At 37.6% G+C, this 22,249-nt stretch carries 2 protein-coding genes; both read right to left on the bottom strand.

The window, feature by feature from the left end; genetic code table 11:
• Window positions 1–20 precede the first annotated feature (20 nt).
• A complete protein-coding gene (locus tag B4U84_RS27570; protein ID WP_131121329.1) occupies window positions 21–10,556 on the bottom strand; it encodes a type I polyketide synthase in 10,536 nt (3,511 codons plus the stop codon).
• A 52-nt stretch (window positions 10,557–10,608) separates the two neighbouring features.
• Window positions 10,609–22,227 (bottom strand): type I polyketide synthase, encoded by an 11,619-nt coding sequence (locus B4U84_RS27565; RefSeq protein ID WP_207391023.1) that lies wholly within the window; start codon window positions 22,225–22,227, stop codon window positions 10,609–10,611.
• Window positions 22,228–22,249: the final 22 nt, after the last annotated feature.

Here is a 22,249-nt window from a genome sequence, read left to right as displayed (position 1 = left end):
TTGTTGAACTGTGTTCATGATTAAAAATTAAAATCTGTCCCAAACAGATTGCTGTCTTCTATTTCAGAATTTTTTCTGTAAAAAGGTAGCTGGAGTAATGGTGTGTCAGGAGATTTAACTACTGCTTCTAGAAGAGATTCTAACAAATTTATGATCAACGAAATACGTTCGCTAGCAAATATATCTGTGTTATGGATGAGCTTCAGACAGAGTTCTGCTTCGTCTAAGAAAACGAATTCTAAATCGAATTTAGAAGTTACAATTTTTTGCTCAATCAAATTCACAGTAATTCCATCTAGTGCTAAATCTACATTTTGATTATTTTGCAGGACAACTACAATATCAAAAATGGGATTTCGGCTAGGATCGCGCTGGACATTTAAATCTGATACTAGTTTGTCAAAGGGATATTCTTGGTTATCATATGCAAAGAGTGTGGTTGTTTTTACTTTGGTAAGTAAACTAGCAAAACTGTCATCTGCTGCTATGCGATCGCATAAAACTAAAGTATTAACATAAAAACCTATTTGTTCTTCTAAATCAGGATGATTTCTACCAGCAATAGGAGATCCGATTGTAATTTCATTTTGTTCAGTATAGCGAAACAGAAAACTCTTGACGAGAGTCACTAACCCCATAAAAAGACTGGCTTCTTGAGTTTTAATTAATACTTCAAAACGCTTAATTAACTCTTGATTTGGTTTCCATGTTACCGCAGTTCCCTGGAAACTTTGCACTGCTGGCCGAGCATAATCTAAAGGTAAGTCAAGGCGCGCGGGAAGGGGAGTTAATTTAGCCAGCCAATAATCACGTTGCGCTTGTAATGTCGATGTTTCAAACTGCTTTTCTTGCCAGTCAGAATAGTCTTTATAATGAATCTTCAAAGGTGACGGTAATTCTGAATCTTGTTGTCCATAAGCATGATAATGTGTGAGGAAATCTTTAATTAAAACTCCTGCTGACCAACCATCAGAAATGATGTGGTGCATATTGAACAAAATTATATGGCTGTGTTGATTTAATTTAAGTAAACTAACTTTGAGTAGAGGTCCCATTTCCAAATCGAAAGTAGTTTTGGCATTTTTATCAACATATTCAGCAATAATTTTGATTCGTTCTGGTTCTGCATACTCTGTTAAATCTATTTGTTGGAGAGCAAAATTCATTTGCTCATGCACAACTTGACAGGGTTGATTATCTATTAGAGTAAAGGTAGTCCGCAAGATTTCATGGCGTTGGATCAAATTTTGAAAAGCAGTTTCAAAAGCCGCAATATTGAGATTACCATTAAATTGATAAGCACTAGGCATCCCGTAGGCGTTGTGATGACGATCAAGAAATTCTAAAGCCCAAAGACGGCGTTGTCCATGGGACATAGGATAAGATGTTTGCTGAGTGATTGGTGGTATGGGTTTTTGATAATCATATTGGGCTTGAGATACTAAAACTGCTAATCCGGCGATGGTGGGAACTTTAAAGAAATCAGCCAATTTGACTACAACATTTAATTCTTTATGAACATGAGTTACAACTCGCGAAAGTAGCAGAGAGTGTCCACCGATTTCAAAAAAATTGTCAAAAATACCGATGGGACGTTTGCTAATAAATCTTTCCCAAATCTTGACTAGCCTGGAATCTAAACTATTACGTGGTGCCGTATAATTAACCCGTATTGATTTACTCGTTTCTTTGAGTTCAAGAAGCGATCGCCAGTCAATTTTCCCATGTCTAGTGAGAGGAAATTGCTTTAATAAAATAAAATTACTAGGAATCATATAAACTGGCAAAGCATGAGAGAGAAATTTTCGGATATCAGAAATTTCTATCTCTTTGGCAGTTTGACAATAAGCAGATAATTGAATTCGATTATCTACCTCGATAGGTAAGACAATTGCTCTGTCAATATCAGCATGACGGTTGAGTTGATATTCAATTTCTCCTGGATGTATGCGATAACCATTAACTTTAACTTGATTATCTTTGCGACCAATAAATTCAATCACACCAGGAGCAATTTGTTTACCTAAATCTCCGGTTCTAAAAAGAGTTGTTTCCTCACTAATAAAACTTGGTTGAAATTTTTCTTTGGTGATTTGAGGGAGATTGTGATAACCAGCTGCTAATCCTGCACCTTCCACACAAATTTCACCAACAACGTGTAGAGGTACAGTGTTATTAAATTCATCAAGCACAAATAAGCGATTGTTATGAAAAACTTGACCCAGAGGGACGTCTGTATCTAAATTTGTGCCTATTGTGTATTGAGAAACTCCAACACAAGTCTCTGTTGAACCGTAGACATTGCTGATAATTGCAGATGGGAAACGTTTTCGTAAAGCGATCGCTATTTCTCGATCTAATTTCTCTCCTCCAGCAGAGATATATTTTAAACAGGAAATAGGACATTGCATGGTTGCAGGATGATTTTCATTTCTCTCCTCTTTGAAAAACTCCTTCTTTGCGTACTTCGCGTCTACCCTCCGGGAACGACTTTGTCGAATGCGGTTCGTTGTTTCACCCTCCTTTTGTCCAACACCGGAAATAGTTTCTGTGGGTGCGAGGACATTCAAGATTTCCCGATAGATAGATGGAGTTGTGTGCAGAGCATTGATTTGGTTTGCTTGTAAAAACTCAACTAAATCCCCTATATGCTCTACTTCATACATATATAAAGCAGCACCTATTGATAAAGGAAGAAAAATATTCCGCAGAGATGGGTCGTGAGTTATAGGTGCAGTGAAGATATAGCGCCATTCAGGATGTTGATCTAAGTCAAATGTAAGTCGTAAACTGCGAATTACATTCACAATCGAGATATGACGACCCATAACTCCTTTAGGATTTCCTGTTGAGCCAGAAGTATATAAAATATAGGCTATTTGGTTAGAATCCCGTTTCAATTGAGGCTCATCATTGTCAAAACTTGCCAAAGTTTGAACAATTTTATCTAAACAAATTATCTCTGTATTGTGAGGTAGTTGAGATATCAAATTACTCTCTGTGAGACAGACGTGACAACCACTATCTTTGAGAATAAAATCAATACGACTGTTAGGATATTGGGGATCTATTGGTACATAGGTCGCACCAGTTTTGAAAATTGCTAGAATACCGATAATTAAGTGTTGATTACGTCCGAGCATGAGAGCGATCGCTTTCCCTGCACCGAGTCGATATTCCTGATGTAAATAATTCGCTAACCGATTAACTTGCTCATTCAATTCTCGATATGTGAGAGTCGTTTGTCCCACAATTAATGCTGGTACATTTGGTGTAGAGTTGACTTTAGCAATAAAGTCATCAATAATTGTTGTTTCTTGGGGTAATTCTATTGTTTCCCCTGTTAACTCTGACCATAATTTCTGCTGTTGCATTTGTGTAATTAAAGGCAACTGATAAAGTAAACTATTGATATTGTTAATTACGCCCTCTAACAATATTTCAAAACTTGCGAGTAACTGTTGAATTGTCTCTTTTTTAAACAATTCTGCATTGTAGTTGCAGTAGACAATTAAGTAATTATCTACTTCAATAAAATTAAATCCTAAGTCGAAAGGAGTGTAGCCAATTGGCTCTGGTGGTAGTGATACTTTTAGCCCCTCAAATCCAGGTAGAGTTAGACTAGGGTCCATGTTAAAAGAGACTGAAATTAGAGGAGAACGAGAAAAGTCTCGTTGTAATTGTAGGGCTGATAGTAATTCTTCTAAAGCGTAATTTTGGTGTTTAAAAGCGGCTACAAGTGTTTCTTTGGTATGACGCAAATGCTCTACAAAAGAAGTAGTCACATCTAGTTGTATGCGTATTGGTAAAAATTGCGAACAAAAACCAACTAACGTTTCGCTTCCTTCAATTTGTCTTCCAGAAATGGGAATACCAATTACTAAATCATCACGACCGGAAATCCGTTGCAAAAAAGCTGTATAAGCCGCGAACATCGTCATAAATAATGTTGCTTGATTTTTGCGTCCCACAGTTTGCAAATTTTTCCATAGTTGGGAAGCAATAATTTTACTTTCTCGACCACCCGTGTAATTTTTCACAGCTGGACGGGGAAAGTCAGTAGTCAGTTCAAATACTGGAATTTCTCCCTCATAAGTTTGCAGCCAAAAGTTACGATGCTCTAGCATCTGTGGATTTTGCGCTTCTTGTTGTCGCAAAGCTAAATATTGGTGAAACTGCATTGGTGAAGCTAAAGAATTTGTAGCATCGCCGATTTTTGCAGAATAAAGTTTACCAATTTCATTTAAAATTAGTCCTAGTGACCAACCATCGGCAACTATATGATGGGTTTTTAAAGATAACAGATGATGTTCAGGTGCTAACCGTATCAGAGCAGCTGCAAATAAAGGAGCTGTAGACAAATCAAAAGGTTTTTGAGCAAACTGAGTTCTGAAAGTTAAAGTAGTGGTTTCAGGATTTTTTTCATCAGTCAAATTGATTAACGGTACGTCAATTTTGATATGAGGAATAACTTCTTGAATTTCGCCTTGTGCTAATATTTTGGTTCGCAAAGCTTCATGGCGATTGACTACTTCATTAATCGCTTGCTGTAAAGATAAAATATCTAAATTACCATGCAATTCTAAGGAAGTTGTGACGTTATATGCAGCGGAAGCGTTTGTATCTAATTCTCCCATTAGCCACAGTTGACGTTGCGCTTCACTGGTAGGAAATTGCTTTTTTAAATTATTCCTCCCATCTTCATCACCAGAGCGATCGCTTACTTCTATTTTCTTAGCTTGTGGTGGTTTAGCATTTTCAAAAAAACCCGCTTGCTGTAATTCTATAATCGCTTCTTTGACAGCAGTCACTACTTTATCTATATCTTCATTGGTATGACTAGTTGAGAGAAAACAAACTCGCTTTTCCCAAGTATATACACCTTTAAGATTTAACAAGTAATAAAAAAGTGGCAATTCGATAGGTTGCAGGAAAATACTATAAGCTCCAAAAGGTTCAAAGCGAAACAAAGAGCCAAAATGAACAATCCGAATCGGAATTCCTATTTCTTGAAAGAATTGATTAACTTCAGTTGCTAATCTATTGGTTAATTGATTTACTCTTTTTTGAATTGTGGCACCTTGTTGACGTAAATGTAAAAGTACTGCACGACAAGCTGCAAGTGCTAAAGGATGACGACAGAAAGTTCCACCATAAGCAGTTAATTCTGTTTGCGGATGGGAATGATCACCATAACTCCAAAAACCGCCGTCAATTGTATCCAAAAAGTCTGCTTTACCACAGATCATGCTGATAGGCAAACCACCACCAATCGCCTTACCATAAACTACTATATCTGCCTCAACATCGAACCATTCCTGCGCTCCTCCAGGAGCAATCCTAAATCCCGTGATAATTTCATCAAAAATCAGCGCAATCTCTTGTTCTTGAGTTAATTTACGTAATCTTTTGAGAAATTCTTTCGGTTGTAAATCGGGTTTACGGCTTTGTACAGGTTCTACTAAAACTGCTGCTAAATTATCAGCATGAGCAGCAATAATATCTAAACTTTCTTCCGCTCCATAAGTAAGAACTATGACGTCTTCAACCATTCCTAATGGTGTACCCGGACTTAATGGTTGAGCGGTGGGTGGCTCTTCTCCAACTCGCGCTAAAATGCCATCAAAAGTACCATGATATGAACCAGCAAACACAGCTATTTTTGGGCGTTTTGTGCGAGAACGAGCAATCCGAATTGCTCCCATAATTGCTTCTGTTCCAGTATTACTAAAAGCAACTCGTTCTACACCCGAAATTTCACTAATTAAACTTGCTGTTTCTGCTGCGATATTGGACTGCATTCCTAGTCCGATTCCGTGTTGCATTTGCTGCTGAATTGCTGACAACACAAAATCAGGACTATGTCCAAAAAAATTAACACCAAATCCCATTGCTAAGTCGATGTAATCATTTCCATCGATATCACGAAAATATGCACCTTGAGCTGATTCTGAAACAATAGGATATTGAAATTCTTTTAACGTCATACGGAAGTCAATGGTAGGTTTGACATCAACCATTGACTTTCGGCTATTTTGTGAATATGCTTTGGATTTGGCAGTTTTTTGATTATAGATAACTTGCAAATTACGGATAAAAGCTTGTTGGTTTTCTGTTAAAGATTTATTCTCATTCAGTTTTAAAGCTAGGGGGTTTAAATTAGGTGAACCAGTTTTTTTTACCGTATCAGTTTTGCTTGTTTGAGGAGGAGAGACAGTTTCTATTTTGCTTGTTTGAGGAAGAGATGGTGGTATGATTAATGTTTCTGTCTTGGGTGTAACAAATACAGATTGCAGTACTTCTAATTGCTTGATAATGGTTTTCTCATGTAGTTCTTTGAGTTCTTTTAATGATTGCAGTTGAGCCATCATCAAAGCTTCCTTACCAGAACTTGCTGCTGCTACAGGTATGAATTTTGGAGCTTCACTAACTGATTCTTCCGCAGCACAAGCAATTATTAATTCTTGTCCATTATAGATACTAATATTATTTTTTCGAGAAAAACTATCCGCAGTAGCAAAACCACAACTTTTCAAAACAGTACACCAAGTTTCACCACTCAACAACGGCGAATCTACACGTAATTCTTTGTCTTGAAAACGCCACCATCCTGGGGTGAGTCCAAAAGTTAAATCTAGCCAAGAATTATTTTCTACTGTTTCTAGAAGTACTAAATAACCACCTGGTAGTAGTAATTCTCGAATATGATTGAGTGTTTCTGTAATATTGCGGGTACTATGAAGGACATTAGCAGCTACAACTATGTGATAAGAGTGGACTGGTAATCCTTGAGAAACTGGTGATTTTTCAATATCTAATTGATGAAATTTTAGACCAGATTTATTCTGAAACTTTTGTCGAGCTTTATTCAGTAAAACAGGAGAAAGTTCAGTAAAAGTATAAGTCGCATGAGTGAGATTTAAGTGATTGAGAATTGCTTCAGAAGTTGCACCTGTACCACCTCCAACTTCGATAATTTGGTAAGAGCGATCGCTCAAATCAAAACTCTTTAAGATATCGTTAATTGCTTCAGCTACTCGTTGATTCATCAACCGAGATACAGGCGAAGCTCCGTATATGCTTTCCGCATGAACAACTGAACCAGCTGGAAAAATTAACTCTAGAGGATCTATATTTCCTTTGATGACTTCTGACAAATTTTCACCACAGCGTTGCAGCATTTCTAACTCAGGTTTTGCTGCTGGACAAGTTTGTTGCAGATTTTCTATAGCTGCTGGTAAATCAACAGGTGTAGGCAAATTTTTGACTGTCCATACATTACCTTGATTTTGAAGAATTCCAGCTTGCTCTAAGGTTTTTAAATAACGAGTGATTAAAATATAATATTTCGGAGCAATAGGTAAAGTCTGTAATAAATTTTCTGTTGTCCAGCTTTCGGCTCGATTTAGTTTCTTACCTAATGCTGCTAAAGCTTTGACTATATAGGCGATAACAATTGGTTGTAATTGAGAAATTACCCAGAGATAATTACTTAATTCTGAGTCATGATTTACTAATTTAACAGATGTTTCTAATGATTTCTGGGTGACAAAATTAGCGATATATTGAGCTATATCATTAATTGTTTGTAAATCGGTAAATAATTGATCTATCTTAATCTTAATACCCAATTTTTCTTCAATTTTGCGAGCAAAATCTGTGAGAATGATGGAATCGGCTCCGAGGTTTAATAATGTCTCATCATCTCTAATATCATTTTCATTTTCTTTGAGAAGTAGAGCCAGAATCGATTTTAATTGATTGCGGATATCTTGCTGATATTTTTGATTGTTTGATATTGTTGATTGAGTCATTGTTATTACTTCTTTTTCTATAGATGTTTCGTTGTGATTTTGAAATCTAAAACGCTTTCTTTGAAAAGGGTAGTTTGGTAATTGAATATTTCTATAGCCGTAATGTGCATTGAAATTTTCAGCATTGAAATGTATTCCCTGAGTATATAGTTGACCAAGGGTTGACAGTATGGTCTGCCAATTATCTACACCTTTATTGAGAGAACTTAGCCAGATAAGTTCATCGTTATAACGACGACCTTGTTCTACTAGTATTGGTCTTGGCCCGACTTCCAAAAATAGGTTATACCCTTTATTTATGGCTGTGATTAAACTCTGCAAAAACTGTACAGGTTGACGAGATTGTTGTCTCCAGTAACTCGCATCGGGCGCACTTTGGAAAACTTGTCCGTCAATTCCTGAAATTAGTAAAATTTGAGGATGATTGTAGGAGATACGACGAGCAACAGTTTCAAATTCCTCTAAAATTGGCTCCATTAATGGCGAGTGAAAAGCACCTGCAACAGAGAGATGTTGAGTTGCAATTTTTTGAGTTTTACAGTTGGTGATTATCTCATCAATATTATTGCTGGCTCCAGAAATGACAATTTGTTGAGGATGATTAATTGCAGCGATCGCAACTTGATTAGTATAGTTTTGAATTAGAGAATTTACTGTGGTTTCATCTGCAAAAATTGAAGCCATTTTTCCTATGGGCGCAGCTTGCATTAATTGTCCACGTTTCACAATTAATGCTAAACCAGCTTCTAAACTCAATACTCCAGCAACACAAGCTGCTACATATTCGCCAACGCTATGTCCAATGAGTAAACCAGGTGTGATTCCCCAAGATTGCCATAGCATAGCAATAGCATATTCTAGAGCAAAAATAGCTGGTTGAGCATATGCAGTTTGATTAAGTAAATCTGTGCGATCGCCAAACAAAATCTCTAGTAAAGGATACTCTAAATGATCAGCTAAAATAGCTGCACATTGATCAATATATTTACGAAATGTCGGTTGGGTTTGATAAAGTTGCTCACCCATACCTGGATAACAAGCTCCTTGACCAGTAAAGAGAAAAACTATTTTCGGCTGCTTTTCTCCTGTGTAGCGTTGATAAAAAGTTGAATTATCAAGAGTTTTTTCGTCTGCAAAAGCTGCTAATCTTTGCTGCAACTCTGGTAATGTATCTGCAACAATCGCTAAACGTTCAGGTAAGGGCGATCTCCCAATAGCCGCACTGTAGCAGATATCTCCAATTTCTGGATCAAACTCTAGGCGAGTATAAAAACGTCGCGCCAGTTCTTTTAAAGCTGTGTGATTATGGGCAGAAATCGTCAACAAATGACTAGGAAGTTGCTGCTTAATTGCTGGTATCTCTGCAATAGGTGCTTGTTCGACAATGACATGAGCATTTGTTCCAGAAAAACCAAATGAACTGACTCCAGCAATACGAACTGCGCCATTATCAGGCCAGGGTGATGTTTGCGTTGGAATTTTGATGTTATATTTTTGCCAATTAATCAAGGGATTAGGCTCTTGAAAGTGTAGATGCGGTGGGATTTCGCCATATTGAAGCGCAAGAATTGTTTTAATCATTCCCGCTATTCCTGCGGCTGCTTCTAGATGTCCGATATTAGTCTTGACTGAACCCACATAAAGAGGTTGCGATCGCTCTCCATATACAGCGGCGATCGCATTCATTTCAATAGGATCACCTAAAGATGTTCCTGTACCATGTGCTTCTATATACCCTATTTGTTCTGATGTGATCCTTGCATCAGCTAGAGCTTGACAGAGTAAATCTTGTTGAGCGGGGCCACTGGGGACTGTTAATCCGGCCGCTGCACCGTTATGATTGACCGCAGAGCCTCGTAATACAGCAAGAATGCGATCGTCATTTTTTTGAGCCGCAGACAAGCGTTTGAGTACCAAAACTCCACATCCTTCTCCCCGTACATAACCATTTGCAGACGCGTCAAAGGTTTTGCAGCGACCATCGGGAGACATCATCCCCGACTGAGAAAGGTTAATCGTAATGGCTGGATTCAAGATCAGATTCACTCCACCCACCAAAGCTAGTTCGCATTCATAATTCCTTAAGCTGCGAATAGCTTGGTGAACAGCTACCAGTGAAGAAGCACAGGCTGCATCAATAGACATGCAAGGACCACGCAGATTGAGAAAATAAGATAGTCGTCCTGCTGCTGCACTCAAAGCATTTCCCGTACCAAAAAAAGAATCGATTTGTTCATAGTTGCTTTTGTAAACCGTCATCGCGTGGTCGACACTAGTGATACCGATAAACACACCCACGCGATCGCTTGCTAGATTATTTGGTGGTAAATTAGCATTTTCTAAAGCTTCCCATGTCACCTCCAAGAGTAACCTTTGTTGGGGATCAATTGACATAGCTTCGCGAGCAGATATAGAGAAAAAACGGGCATCAAATTCTGTAATATCCTCCTGCAAAAATCCCCCATAACGAGTATTCATTTTTCCTGGAGTAACTTCTTGAGCATAAAACTTTGAGATATCCCAACGGCTTTTAGGAACTTCTACAATTGCATCTAATCCAGCTTGACAATAATTCCAATAAGCTTCAGGAGAATTGATCCCACCAGGAAAACGACATCCCATCCCAACAACAGCAATTGGCTCAGTTCCTCTACCTTCTAATTCAGTAATGCGAGCCTGCATCGCCTCCATTTTTGTTAAAGTTGTTGCTATTAGTTTTTTGTAATCTGTATTTTGAGACATAGATTTTTACGGTTAAAAGTATTAAAAAAACTTATTTATTTTTACTAAATATTCACTCACCATATTGATCAAGTTCCGCTAACTTTTGATTAAGTAGTATTGTTAATTCCTCTTCATTGAGACTATCATAAGAATGAATATCATCTGCTTGCATATTTATTCTCACCTCAAAATCGACATAAGCGGCTAACACTTCTTCCCGTATATAAGTACTTAAACTTGTAAGAGTAGGATAATCAAAAATTATGGAAGCAGATAAACTGCAAGCTAAATTCGTTTCTAGGCGATTTTTAAACTCCAATACCATTAATGAATTTAAACCTAACTCTAAAAATGAGGTTTGCTGAGGAATAAAATCATTTGTATTTAACCCAGTGACTTCACGTAAAATTTGCTCAATTCCTTGGATTAAACTTTCTGCTCGCTCATCTATAGGTATAGAATTTAATTTTTCTAATAATTTTGCAGAATTACTTTGAATATCTTGTTTTGCGATCAACAGTTCTGCCAAAAATAGTTGATTGATAGTAAAAGTTTGATTAAATTTAGACCAATTAATATCAATAATCACTCCTTGTGAGACATTTCCCATAATTAATTCGCTAAGATATTTAAGAGCTAGATCAGAAGACATGCTTTGAATACCCCAACTTGCAAAACGTTGTTTTTCAATTTCATTTTCTGTATCCCATGCTCCCCAATTGATACTGATACCTGGTAATCCTAAACTTTGTCGTTTCTGCATTAAAGCATCCATGAAAGAATTAGCAGCAGCATAACTACTTTGACCAGGTGAACCAAGGATCACAGCCGCAGAAGAAAAGGTAATGAAAAAGTCTAAAGATAGATTGCGGGTATAGTTGTCTAATAATAAGGTTCCTTCTACTTTGGGACGCATCACATTTTCATATCTAGCCCAATTTTGATTACTTAAAAGTCCATCATCTAAAATACCAGCTGCGTGAATTACTCCACGCAAGGGAGGTAAATCTGCACCAAAACGTGAGAAAATTTGTTGTATATCTACTGCTGAAGTAATATCAGCACCGATAACTGTAATTTGTGTACCATTTTGTCTTAATGATGCGATCGCTTCTGGTAAAGATTTGATATTGCGGCTACATAAAACTAGGTGACTAGCTCCCATTTTTGATAGCCATTGAGCTAATAGCAAGCCAAGTTTACCTAAACCTCCAGTGATTAAATAAGCTCCTTCTTTGCTGACAAACTGCTGTTTTTGTGCTGGCGGAATCGTTGCAGATACTAACCTCGCTCCATAACGGTTTCCTTGGCGTAAAGCTAGGCGTAATTCGTTGCTGAAAGTATGAAGTTCTTGGAACAAAAATTCAGCTTCATCTGGTTCTTCAGTTGATGATAAATCCAAACACACACACCGCATTTGCGGATATTCTTGATTAATTACTGCTCCTAATCCCCATAAGCAAGATTGTTGAGGTTGTATAGATGTATCGGTTAGTATTTGATTTGCATTGCGAGTTACTAACCATAAATCAGGTAACTTTTGCCAGCTAGTAGTGATAGTTTGGATTAAATTCAATACAGCATGACTGCTCTTGTAAACTATATCTGCATATTCTGCGACAGGTGCATTTCCCCAAGCAAAAATTACTCCCGTAGGGAATTCTCCCGATGGATATGCTTCTCGATACAAGCGTTGAAAATCAGATTTTCGAGATGAATTAATCACAAAATTATCCTGAGAACGGCGTTTGTAATCATCACCAAGTTCTACAGTAATGACTCGTTCTCCAGCTTGTTTTAATAAATTGATTAACTGATTTAATGCTGTACTAGAATGTACAAATATTAACCAACAATTACTAGCATTGGTTTCAAAATTTGGTACTGAATTCAACTTTTGCCATTGAACTTGGTAAAACCAATTTTGTTCAGATTCCTGCCATAAATGTTGTAAAACTGCGGGATGAGTACGCCTTGCTACTAAGTCTATAAACCGAGCGCAAAGCTGTTGTTGTTGATCATAAACCTCTACATCTACGCGCATTTCACTGTTAGAATCAGATTTAATAAAAATGCGTGTTTCAGCTTGAGAACCAGGATTTCCAAATAATTCTAAAGAAGAAAAACCATAGGGTAAATGCAATTCCTGACCGTGAATTTCTGGAAAAGCTGCGCCAATACTTTGTAAACAAGCATCTAGAAGTACAGGATGCAGACAATATCGCTGATCTGCTAAACTGCGATCGATATTAATCTGAGCCTGAGAACCATTTTCTAAATAACGTAGTTCTTGAATAGCTTGAAAACGTTGACCATAGGTGATTCCCATTTGCTGATAAAGTTCATAAAATTGAGGAACAGCAATAGATTCTCCTTTGAAATCAGACCAATTACTTATAGATGTAGGTGCTTTTTGATTGTGAGGTTTAATCTCACCAGTAACATGCAGAATCCAGTTATCTTTTACAGAATTACTACTAAATATCTCTAAACTATATTCGGATGAGTTTTTGGGTTTAAAAATTAATTGTAATGTGGTTGGAGATGAAGATAAAATTAACCCCTGATGAATCGACACATTTTGGATAGTTACTAAACCATGAGTCAATATTTTCTGGCTGGCTGCTAAAATTGCTTCAATGAAACCTGTAGCCGGAAATACAGTTTTGTTAAATACCTTGTGTTCTGCAAGATAATCTGGCTGCTCAGAAGTTATTTCTCCCTCAAAAATAATTTCTCCCGTAGCTAGTTTTTTGAAATCATTAATAAAAGGATGTGACTTGGTTTGAATTTGAGTTATGGAAAATTGTGAATTTGACAACCAGTAGCGTTCTCTTTGGAATGGATAAGTAGGTAAAGGAATCCGCTTTCCTGGTTTAAATACCTCTGTCCATTCTACAGAATAACCATTCACAAATAATGTTGCTAAACTTCTGTACATTTGGGCTTGTTCATCTTGTCCAGGTATGATACTGGGTAGCCATAATATATCTTTAGTTTGATACATTAGTCGCGCCATACCTAGTAAAACTGGTTTTGATCCCAACTCCAGAAAACAGCGATAACCACTATCAATTAAGTATTTAAATCCTTGACCAAAATGTACAGTATTACGAATGTGACTTAACCAATAATCGGGAGTAGCAATTTCTTTACCAATTGGCTTACCTGTGAGATTGCTAATAATCTTCAAGCTTGGTTCATGGAAAGAAATTTTACTTAAAATCTTGGCGAAATCATCAAGCATTGGTTCCATTAACGGAGAATGAAAAGCATGAGATACTGCTAAACTTCTAGTTTTATAACCTTTCTCAATGAAACTTTTCTCTAGTTGTTCGACAATTTCGCTCAAGCCAGAAATCACATTAATTGCACCATTAGCCGCGGCAATATTTACTTGATGTTTGTAGGGAGTAAGATGCTCTAATACTGTTTGATAATCAGCATAAATTGCTACCATTGCTCCGTTATGGGGTAGTTCTCCCATTAAGCGACCGCGTTGGACAACTAATTGCAAAGCATCTTCTAAAGAAAAAACTCCCGCTAAACAAGCAGCGACATATTCACCAATGCTATGTCCTAAAAGTGCCGAGGGTTGTATTCCCCAAGATTGCCATAATTTAGCTAGTGAATATTCAAATGCAAATAAGGCTGGCTGGGTGATTTGAGTCTGTTGTAGCAAATCACTATTTTGCAATTCAAAGATTATATCTAACAGCGATGTTTCTAAAATTGGTTCGAGGATTTGGTGACAAAGATCTAAAGTATTTTTAAAGACGGGTTCTTGATTATAAAGAGTTTGTCCCATACCTGAATATTGGGAACCTTGTCCTGAGAATAGGAAGACTAAGTTGGGCTGAATTTCTGATGAGATCGGTGTAATTAAATTCTCAGAATCCTCACCTGTTTGAAAATCAATAAGTGCTTGTTGAACTGTGGTGATTGAGTTGGCTAAGATACACAATCGATGGCGAAAAATAGCCCTTCCTGTACTAGCTGTAAAACATGCATCTGCTAAATTAACAGATTCATTAAAAGAAGATTGATAATTTTTAGCTAATTCTTTGAGAGATTTTTCGGAACGAGCTGAAAGTGGTAAAAGATAAAATTTATGCTCAAAATTTCGGTTAGAGTTAGCGGCAATTTCTCCTATAATTATATGAGCATTCGTACCACTAAATCCAAAAGAACTAACTCCTGCAATGCGTTGACGTTCACTAGAATGCCAGTTTTTTCCATGTACTGGAATTTCAAAAATATCAGAACTCCAATCAAAACGAGGATTGGGTTGTTGAAAATGAAGATGTGGAGGAATTTTATTGTTTTGTAAGGCTAAAACAGTTTTGATTAATCCAGCAATTCCAGCTGCTCCTTCTAAATGTCCTAAATTAGTTTTGACAGAACCAATAATTAAAGGTCGATTTTGGGGACGTTTCCCAAAAACCGCAGCCATACTTTCTAATTCAATCGGATCACCGATCGCAGTCCCAGTACCATGAGCTTCGATATAATCTATTTGCTCTGGTTTGAGTTGCGCCGTTTTCAGGGCTTGATGTAATAATTTTTCCTGAGCATCACCATTAGGTACAGTCAGTCCACTACTGGGACCATCGTGATTCACAGCAGTACCATAAACTCTAGCTAAGATGCGATCGCCATTCTTAATTGCTTGACTCAAGCGTTTGAGAACAATCATTCCGCAACCTTCACCCCGCACCATCCCATCCGCACTTGCATCAAATGTTTTGCAGCGTCCATCCGGTGCAAGCATATGAGCGCGACTTTCAATTAAGGAAATGATCGGGGTTAGAATGATGTTGACGCCACCTGCCAAGGCAATGTCACACTCTCCATTACGCAAAGCATTGTAGGCTAAATGCACTGCCACTAAAGAAGAAGAACAAGCAGTATCAACTGTCATTGATGGCCCTTGCAAGCCTAGTACATAAGATAAACGACCAGCAGCTACGCTGACAGAAGTTCCTGAACCAGTATAGGCGTTAATCGCTTCTGGTGCATAACTTAACTGGGCATAATCTTGAGTCATCGCTCCCACAAAAACCCCAGTTTGAGTGTTGCGTAACTGCTGCGGGTTTTGTCCAGCTGATTCCAAAGCTTGCCAAGTAGTTTCTAATAGTAAGCGTTGCTGGGGATCTACGGCAACAGCTTCACGAGGGACAATACCAAAAAATTCGGCATCAAACTGATCTATTTGCTCTAAAAATGCACCGTAGGGAGAATAGATTTTTCCTGGTGTATCGGGATCAGGGTGATACCAAGCTCGACTATCCCAGCGATCGCCTGGAATTTCTCCCACCGCATCTTTTCCTTCCTCTAATAATTTCCAGAAAGATTCCACATCATTCGCACCTCCAGGAAATCGACAAGCGATCCCCACAATTACAATTGGATCTTCTTGTTGTTGTGGTGTTTCTGGAATAGATTTTTCAACTTGGATTTGGGGGATTTCTGGTATTAGTTTTTGTGCAGGAATTTGTACTTCAGAGATATTTAAAATTTCCCGCAAAAGGTAATCTGCTAAAGTTTCCACATTGGGAAATCTGAAAGTAATTGTTGCAGGTAGAGAACAGTTAAAATCTGTTTGCAAAATATTGCGAAGTTCTGTAGAGGTGAGAGAGTCCATCCCCAGATCAAAAAAGCCTTGTTGGGGATATATTTCACCGATTGATAATCCTAAAACAGTCGAAACTCGCAAACTAATATGACGGATTAGTAAATCACGACGCTGTTTGATAGATACTGCTTGCCATTGTTCTAAAATGTTGGATGCAGTAGAAGATTTCGTTTTTCCTTGGGGTAAGAAGTTTTGATAAAAACTTTGGTTGATGTAAGGGAAACGTTTCCAGTCAATAGCAATCACACCAGCACGCACAATTTGATTAAACAGGATTTTTTCTAAAGTCTGGAGTGCTAAATCAGGTGCGATCGCATCATAACCTTTCGCGGCTAATCTCTCTAAAACGTTGCGATCGACTGCTGCACCAATTTCACTCCATGGTCCCCAGTTAATAGCTGTTGCAGGTAAATTTTGTGCATGACGATAATAGGTAAAAGCATCTTCAAAAGCATTAGCAGCAGCTGCATTAGCTTGTCCTGGTGAGCCAATCAGCGATACAGCAGAGGTATAACAAACAAAGAAATCTAAAGGATCATTGAGGGTGAGTTGATGCAGTAACCAAGTTCCTTTCACCTTGGGTGCTAGAACATGGTTAAAACTTTCTGGTGTCAATCGTATTAATATCGTATCGTCTAAAGTGCCGGCGATGTGGAAAATTCCCCGCACAGGATACTCAGAGCGACATTCTTGTAGTAAAGTGTGCAATTTTTCAGCATCTGTGATGTCAACATCTTTGATTTTGATATCTGCGCTAGTTGATTGCAGACTTGCTAAAACTTCAGCATTGACAGCTTTTGCACCACTGCGACTGCACAATACTAAATGACGAGCGCCACGTTCTATCATCCATCGAGCGGTAGCTAAACCCAATCCGCCTGTACCACCAGAAACTAAATAATAGCCATCTTGATGAAAATTGATATTACCTTCTGCTAATTTACGTTCTATTAAACGCGGACAGAAGCGTTGTTCACCTCGCAAAGCGACGCGGTTTTCTTGTGTGTTGCTGTAAATTTCTCGGAATAATTTTTCTCCAAAATCTTGTGTATGAGGATCTACATCAATCGCTCTAAAATTGAGTTCAGGATGTTCAAGTATAAGGCTGAGAGCAATTCCTAATAATGAAGATTGGGCTGGAGAAGTTAAGGTTGCAATTTCTTTGGCTGGTACAGATCCTTGAGTGACAAGAATGAGTGAAGGAGGATTTTCTTGTTGTAATAATGCTTGGACAAGAAATAGGAAACGTCTACAAATAATTTCTACTGTTTGATAAATTTCGCCTACTCTTTCTTGTAACGGCCAGAGGTAGATTATTTCACGAGTTTCTGGAGTTAATAAATTTTGTAATAGTAATAGATAGTCGTCGGAATGATCAGGATTAATATCTTGAGGATAAATGACAGAACAAGCAACTCCTCGCTGTTGTAATGAAGTAATTAAATTCTGAACATTTTCTTTTGAATCAGCAAATATTATTTCATGAGAAACAGATTTACAAACACTATTCCCTTTAGCAACAATCACACTTTGTCGTAAGAGATTGCGTGTCTCTAATTTGCTTGGCTCGATGACATTAATTTCTGTAAATTGGTGATTGGTTAGTAAATCTTGCCAATCGTTTGTATCCATTAAAGGATAAGCATTGCGGAGTGGATCTTGACTGCATAACCACCATCCATCTGTTAAACCAAAAGTTAAATCTACCCAACGACGCGCTCCTGTACTTTCCAATAATATGAGTAGAGCATTAGGAGCCATGAGAGAACGGACGTTTTCAAGTGTTTTGTTAATATCTGCTGTAGCATGAAGGACGTTAGCAGCGATAATAATATCAAAACTTCCTGGGATAAAACCTTGAGCAATTGGGTTATTTCCGATATCTAAAGTTTCATATTTAACGAAAGGATAATTGCTGAAGTTTTCTTTAGCTCTGGTTAAAAAACTAGAAGAAATATCGGTAAATACATATTCAATTTGCTTTTGAGGTAGATGTGGTAAAATCGCAGTTGTACTTGAGCCTGTTCCACCTCCGATTTCGAGAACTCGTAGCTGTCGATTTGTGGGTAAATTTGCTAATGCACATCTAATAGTGGCTGCAACTAGCTCATTCATTAACTTAGCTCCGGCCGCATCAGAATAAACAGATGCGATCGCATTCAAATCACCTTGAGGAAATAATAATTCTAACGGCTCAATTTGGCGACGCATTACCTCAGCTAAAGCTGCACCACAACGTTTTATGAGATTAATTTCTGCTAGATAATCGGGAAATTTATTGCGTAGGTGTTGAATTTGTAATTGCGATGAAAATATCTCTGGTTCTTTGATTAATAACCAACCATTTTGTTGCTGGTTTAAAATTCCTTCCTCAGCTAAGATAGCTAAACACCGTGATAATAAAGGACGATAAAAATTAACTACTCCACCTTGAGCAGCAATCTCTTCCTCTTGATAAGTTTGACCTAATTTTGGTTGCCAGTTAAGCTGTTTTAAACCTTCCCAAATATAACTGACGCTGAGACTTTCCATTTCCGCCAGCAAGCGTTCATATTGAGGCAATTTGTCAGCTAATTTTTCCTCAAATTGGTGTGGTTTAACTTGAGTTTTAATGACATCAGGCGTAAGTAAAGTATCTCTACCATCAGGTAATAATGATGGTAAGGGAATCCACTCTTCTATATAAGATTGTGGTTGAGTTCCATTGTGAAGAATTTCTTGACGTTGAACAGCTTTGAGTTCAAATCCGATAATTGATACTAGTAACTCTCCTTGTTCAGAATAGATATCAATATCAGATTTGACAAAATTATGAGAACTTTTAGTAAGTCGAACCGCACTAATAATACTCTCATCTGGAGATTTAAAAAATTGGAATTTAGCAATCCGAATCGGTACATAAGTCACAGATGATTCTTGCTGAAATAAAATCCCAGCGATCGCCTGAAAGCAAGCATCTAACATCGCCGGATGAAAATGATAATTTTTTGCTTCTAAACGCAGGTTATCTGTTAACTTAATTTGAGCAAATGCAGTATTTTGACTGCACTGAAGTTGGTTGATTAGCTGAAAACTACTACCGTAATTGACTCCCGATTTTTGGTATTTATCATAAAATGAACTAATTTCCAGATGTTCGGAAGAATTAAGTGCTATTTGTTCTAGATTTTGGAAAACCGAATCGATTAATTTTAACTTCTGAATTTCTCCAGCAACAAGTACATCCCAATTATTATCAATTTGATGATAAATCTGAACATTATCTTGATTAATAATTAGTTGCAAATTATCTGCTTTATCTTGGAGGATTAAAGCTTTTTTAAATTCAAGGTTTTCTACAGCAACAGCTTCTCCTTCTGTCGCAGCTAACATCATTTCAATAAAAGCTGCACCAGGAAATATCGGTTTACCGAAAACTTGATGTTCTGCTAAAAACGCTGGATTGTGCTTACTAACACTAGCCCGATATTGAATAGAAGATAAAGGAGAAGGAAAGCGATCGCCTAGTAAGGGATGTCCAGAATGATCATGATGAGGTTTTCTAACAGAGTCTACCCAGTAGCGTTTGCGAATGAAAGGAGAATTGGGTAAACTAATCTTCTGTCCTAAGCGAGAGCGATGAAATTCTTGCCAATTAATATCGACTCCGCGTACATATAATTCAGCCAAGACAGTTTGGATTTGCTGTTCATTACTACCGTCTTTTGCTAAACTACACAACCACAGGATTTTTTTACTTGGTAAATTACTCTGCTCAATTTTAGTTAAAATTGGCTGATTACCAGTTTCTATAAATATTTGATAACCCAATTCATTCAGAATAGAAATCCCTTGATATATATGCTCTGATTGACGTAAGTTTTGCACCCAGTAAGCAGCATTTTTTACATAATTACTAGCAACTTCACCATTTAAACTATTAATTAAAGTCAGTTGGGGGTTATTATAAATAATTTCTTCAGCTACTTTTTGAAAAGCTAATTTTTTTTCTTGATCCAGATTTTGATTATTACTAAATAAACGAACACGAGTTGCAACTAATTTGACTGCATCTTCCAGAGAAAAAACTCCGGCTTGTTGAGCAGCGAGATACTCACCAAAACCAGTACCTAAAACCGCACTAGGAGTAACTCCCCAAGATTTCCAGAGTTCACAAATAGCATATTGCAATGCAAACAATATTGGTTGTATAGATAAGTAATTATCGATATTTTGGTTCTTATAAAGTAAGTTTTCGATAGAAAAATTAAAATAATTTTGGAAGAGGCGATCGCATCGCTTAAAAGCATCGCTAAATACAGGCTCATTGACAAAAAGCTCTTTTCCCATCCCAGAGAATATTGCTTGCTGATCATGAAAGAAAAAGGCAATTTTTGGATTTCCTTGCGCTTCGCCGCGAATAATATTAGTTTTCCAGCTATTACCATTGATAAGAGTCCGAAGCTGTTCTTGGAAACTAGAAATATTGGAAACTAACAAAGCTAGTCGCTGTTTATGATGAAAACGACCTGTATTTGAAGAAAAAGCGATATCTGTTAAATTAATATCAGGTTTTTTGTCAATATAATCAACAAACTTATTAGCTAGTAAATACAAACGTTCTTCATCTTTTGCAGACAAAGTAACGAGTAAAGGAGATCTATTTTGAGGCGAAGATTCTACTTGCGGAGGTTCAGTCAAAATCACATGAGCATTAGTTCCCGATGCTCCAAAAGAACTGACCCCAGCAGCTTTCATCTTACTATTGCTAACAGTCCAAGGACGAGTTTGTGTCGCTACATTGATGGGTAAACTATCCCAATTAATGTGAGGGTTTGGTGTTTGCAAATTTAGATGAGCCGGGATTTCAGAATAATAAATAGATAATACAGTCTTGATTAAACCAGAAATTCCCGCCGCCGCTGCTAAATGACCAAGGTTTGTTTTGATCGAACCGACTAACAAAGGTTGAGAGCGAGAGCGATTAACACACAAAGCATCAGCGATCGCTTTAATTTCAATGGGATCTCCTAAAGATGTACCCGTACCGTGAGCTTCAACGTAATCAATAATATCTGCATTTAAACGAGCATCAATTAGAGCTTCACGAATTAAATCTGTCTGCACAAGACCATTCGGAACTGTAAAACCACCACTCGCACCATCGTTATTGACTGCTGTTCCACGAATTAACGCCCAAATGCGATCGTCATCTGCTAAAGCTTCGCTTAACCTTTTTAAAATGACGACTCCGCAACCTTCGCCAATTCCAAATCCATCAGCACTAGCATCAAAGGTTTTGCACCTACCATCAGCAGCTAACATCTGATTTTTGCACAATGCGATCGGTACTTCGGGTGTGAGAATCAGATTTACTCCTCCCACCAAAGCTTGACGACATTCCTGTGCGCGTAAAGAACGACAAGCCAAATGTACTGCTACCAGGGAAGAAGAACAAGCTGTATCTACCGCCAAGCTGGGGCCATTGAGATTCAATAGATAAGAAATGCGTCCAGCCGCAGCATTTGTATGGTTGCCAGAGATATGATAAGCCCCAATTGTGCTATAATCATCATTTGGTGCAATCAAACGAGCATAATCATTATTTGTAATTCCAATAAAAACACCAGTTTTGCCGATTCTAGTAGTAGGCGCAGCCATTCCAGCATTTTCTAAAGCTTCATAAGCAACTTCTAAAAGTAACCGTTGCTGGGGATCAATATGCAGAGCTTCTCGTGGTGCAATTCCAAAAAAGTGCGGATCAAACATTGAGACATCATCAAGAAAACCGCCTTGAGATACATAAATTTTCCCAGGTTTACTTCTGTCTGAGTCATAAAAATCAGAAATATTCCAGCGATCGCTAGGTATATTTGTGAGCGTATTCCCACCAGTTTTGAGAAAAGACCAAAATGATTCAGGAGTGGAAATATTTTTCCCAAAACGACAACCCAAACCTACTACTGCGATGGGTTCACTTTGTTTAGCTTCAACAGCCTTTAATTTCTCTTTTGCTTCATTGAGTGCTTTAAAGACTCTTGTTTGGATTGATTTGTCGTTATCTGATATATCCATAAACCTGAATTAATTACGAATT

This window comes from Westiellopsis prolifica IICB1 (assembly GCF_004323185.1).
Classification (GTDB): Bacteria; Cyanobacteriota; Cyanobacteriia; order Cyanobacteriales; family Nostocaceae; genus Pelatocladus; species Pelatocladus prolificus_A.
This window is presented reverse-complemented; position numbering and strand designations above follow the sequence as displayed.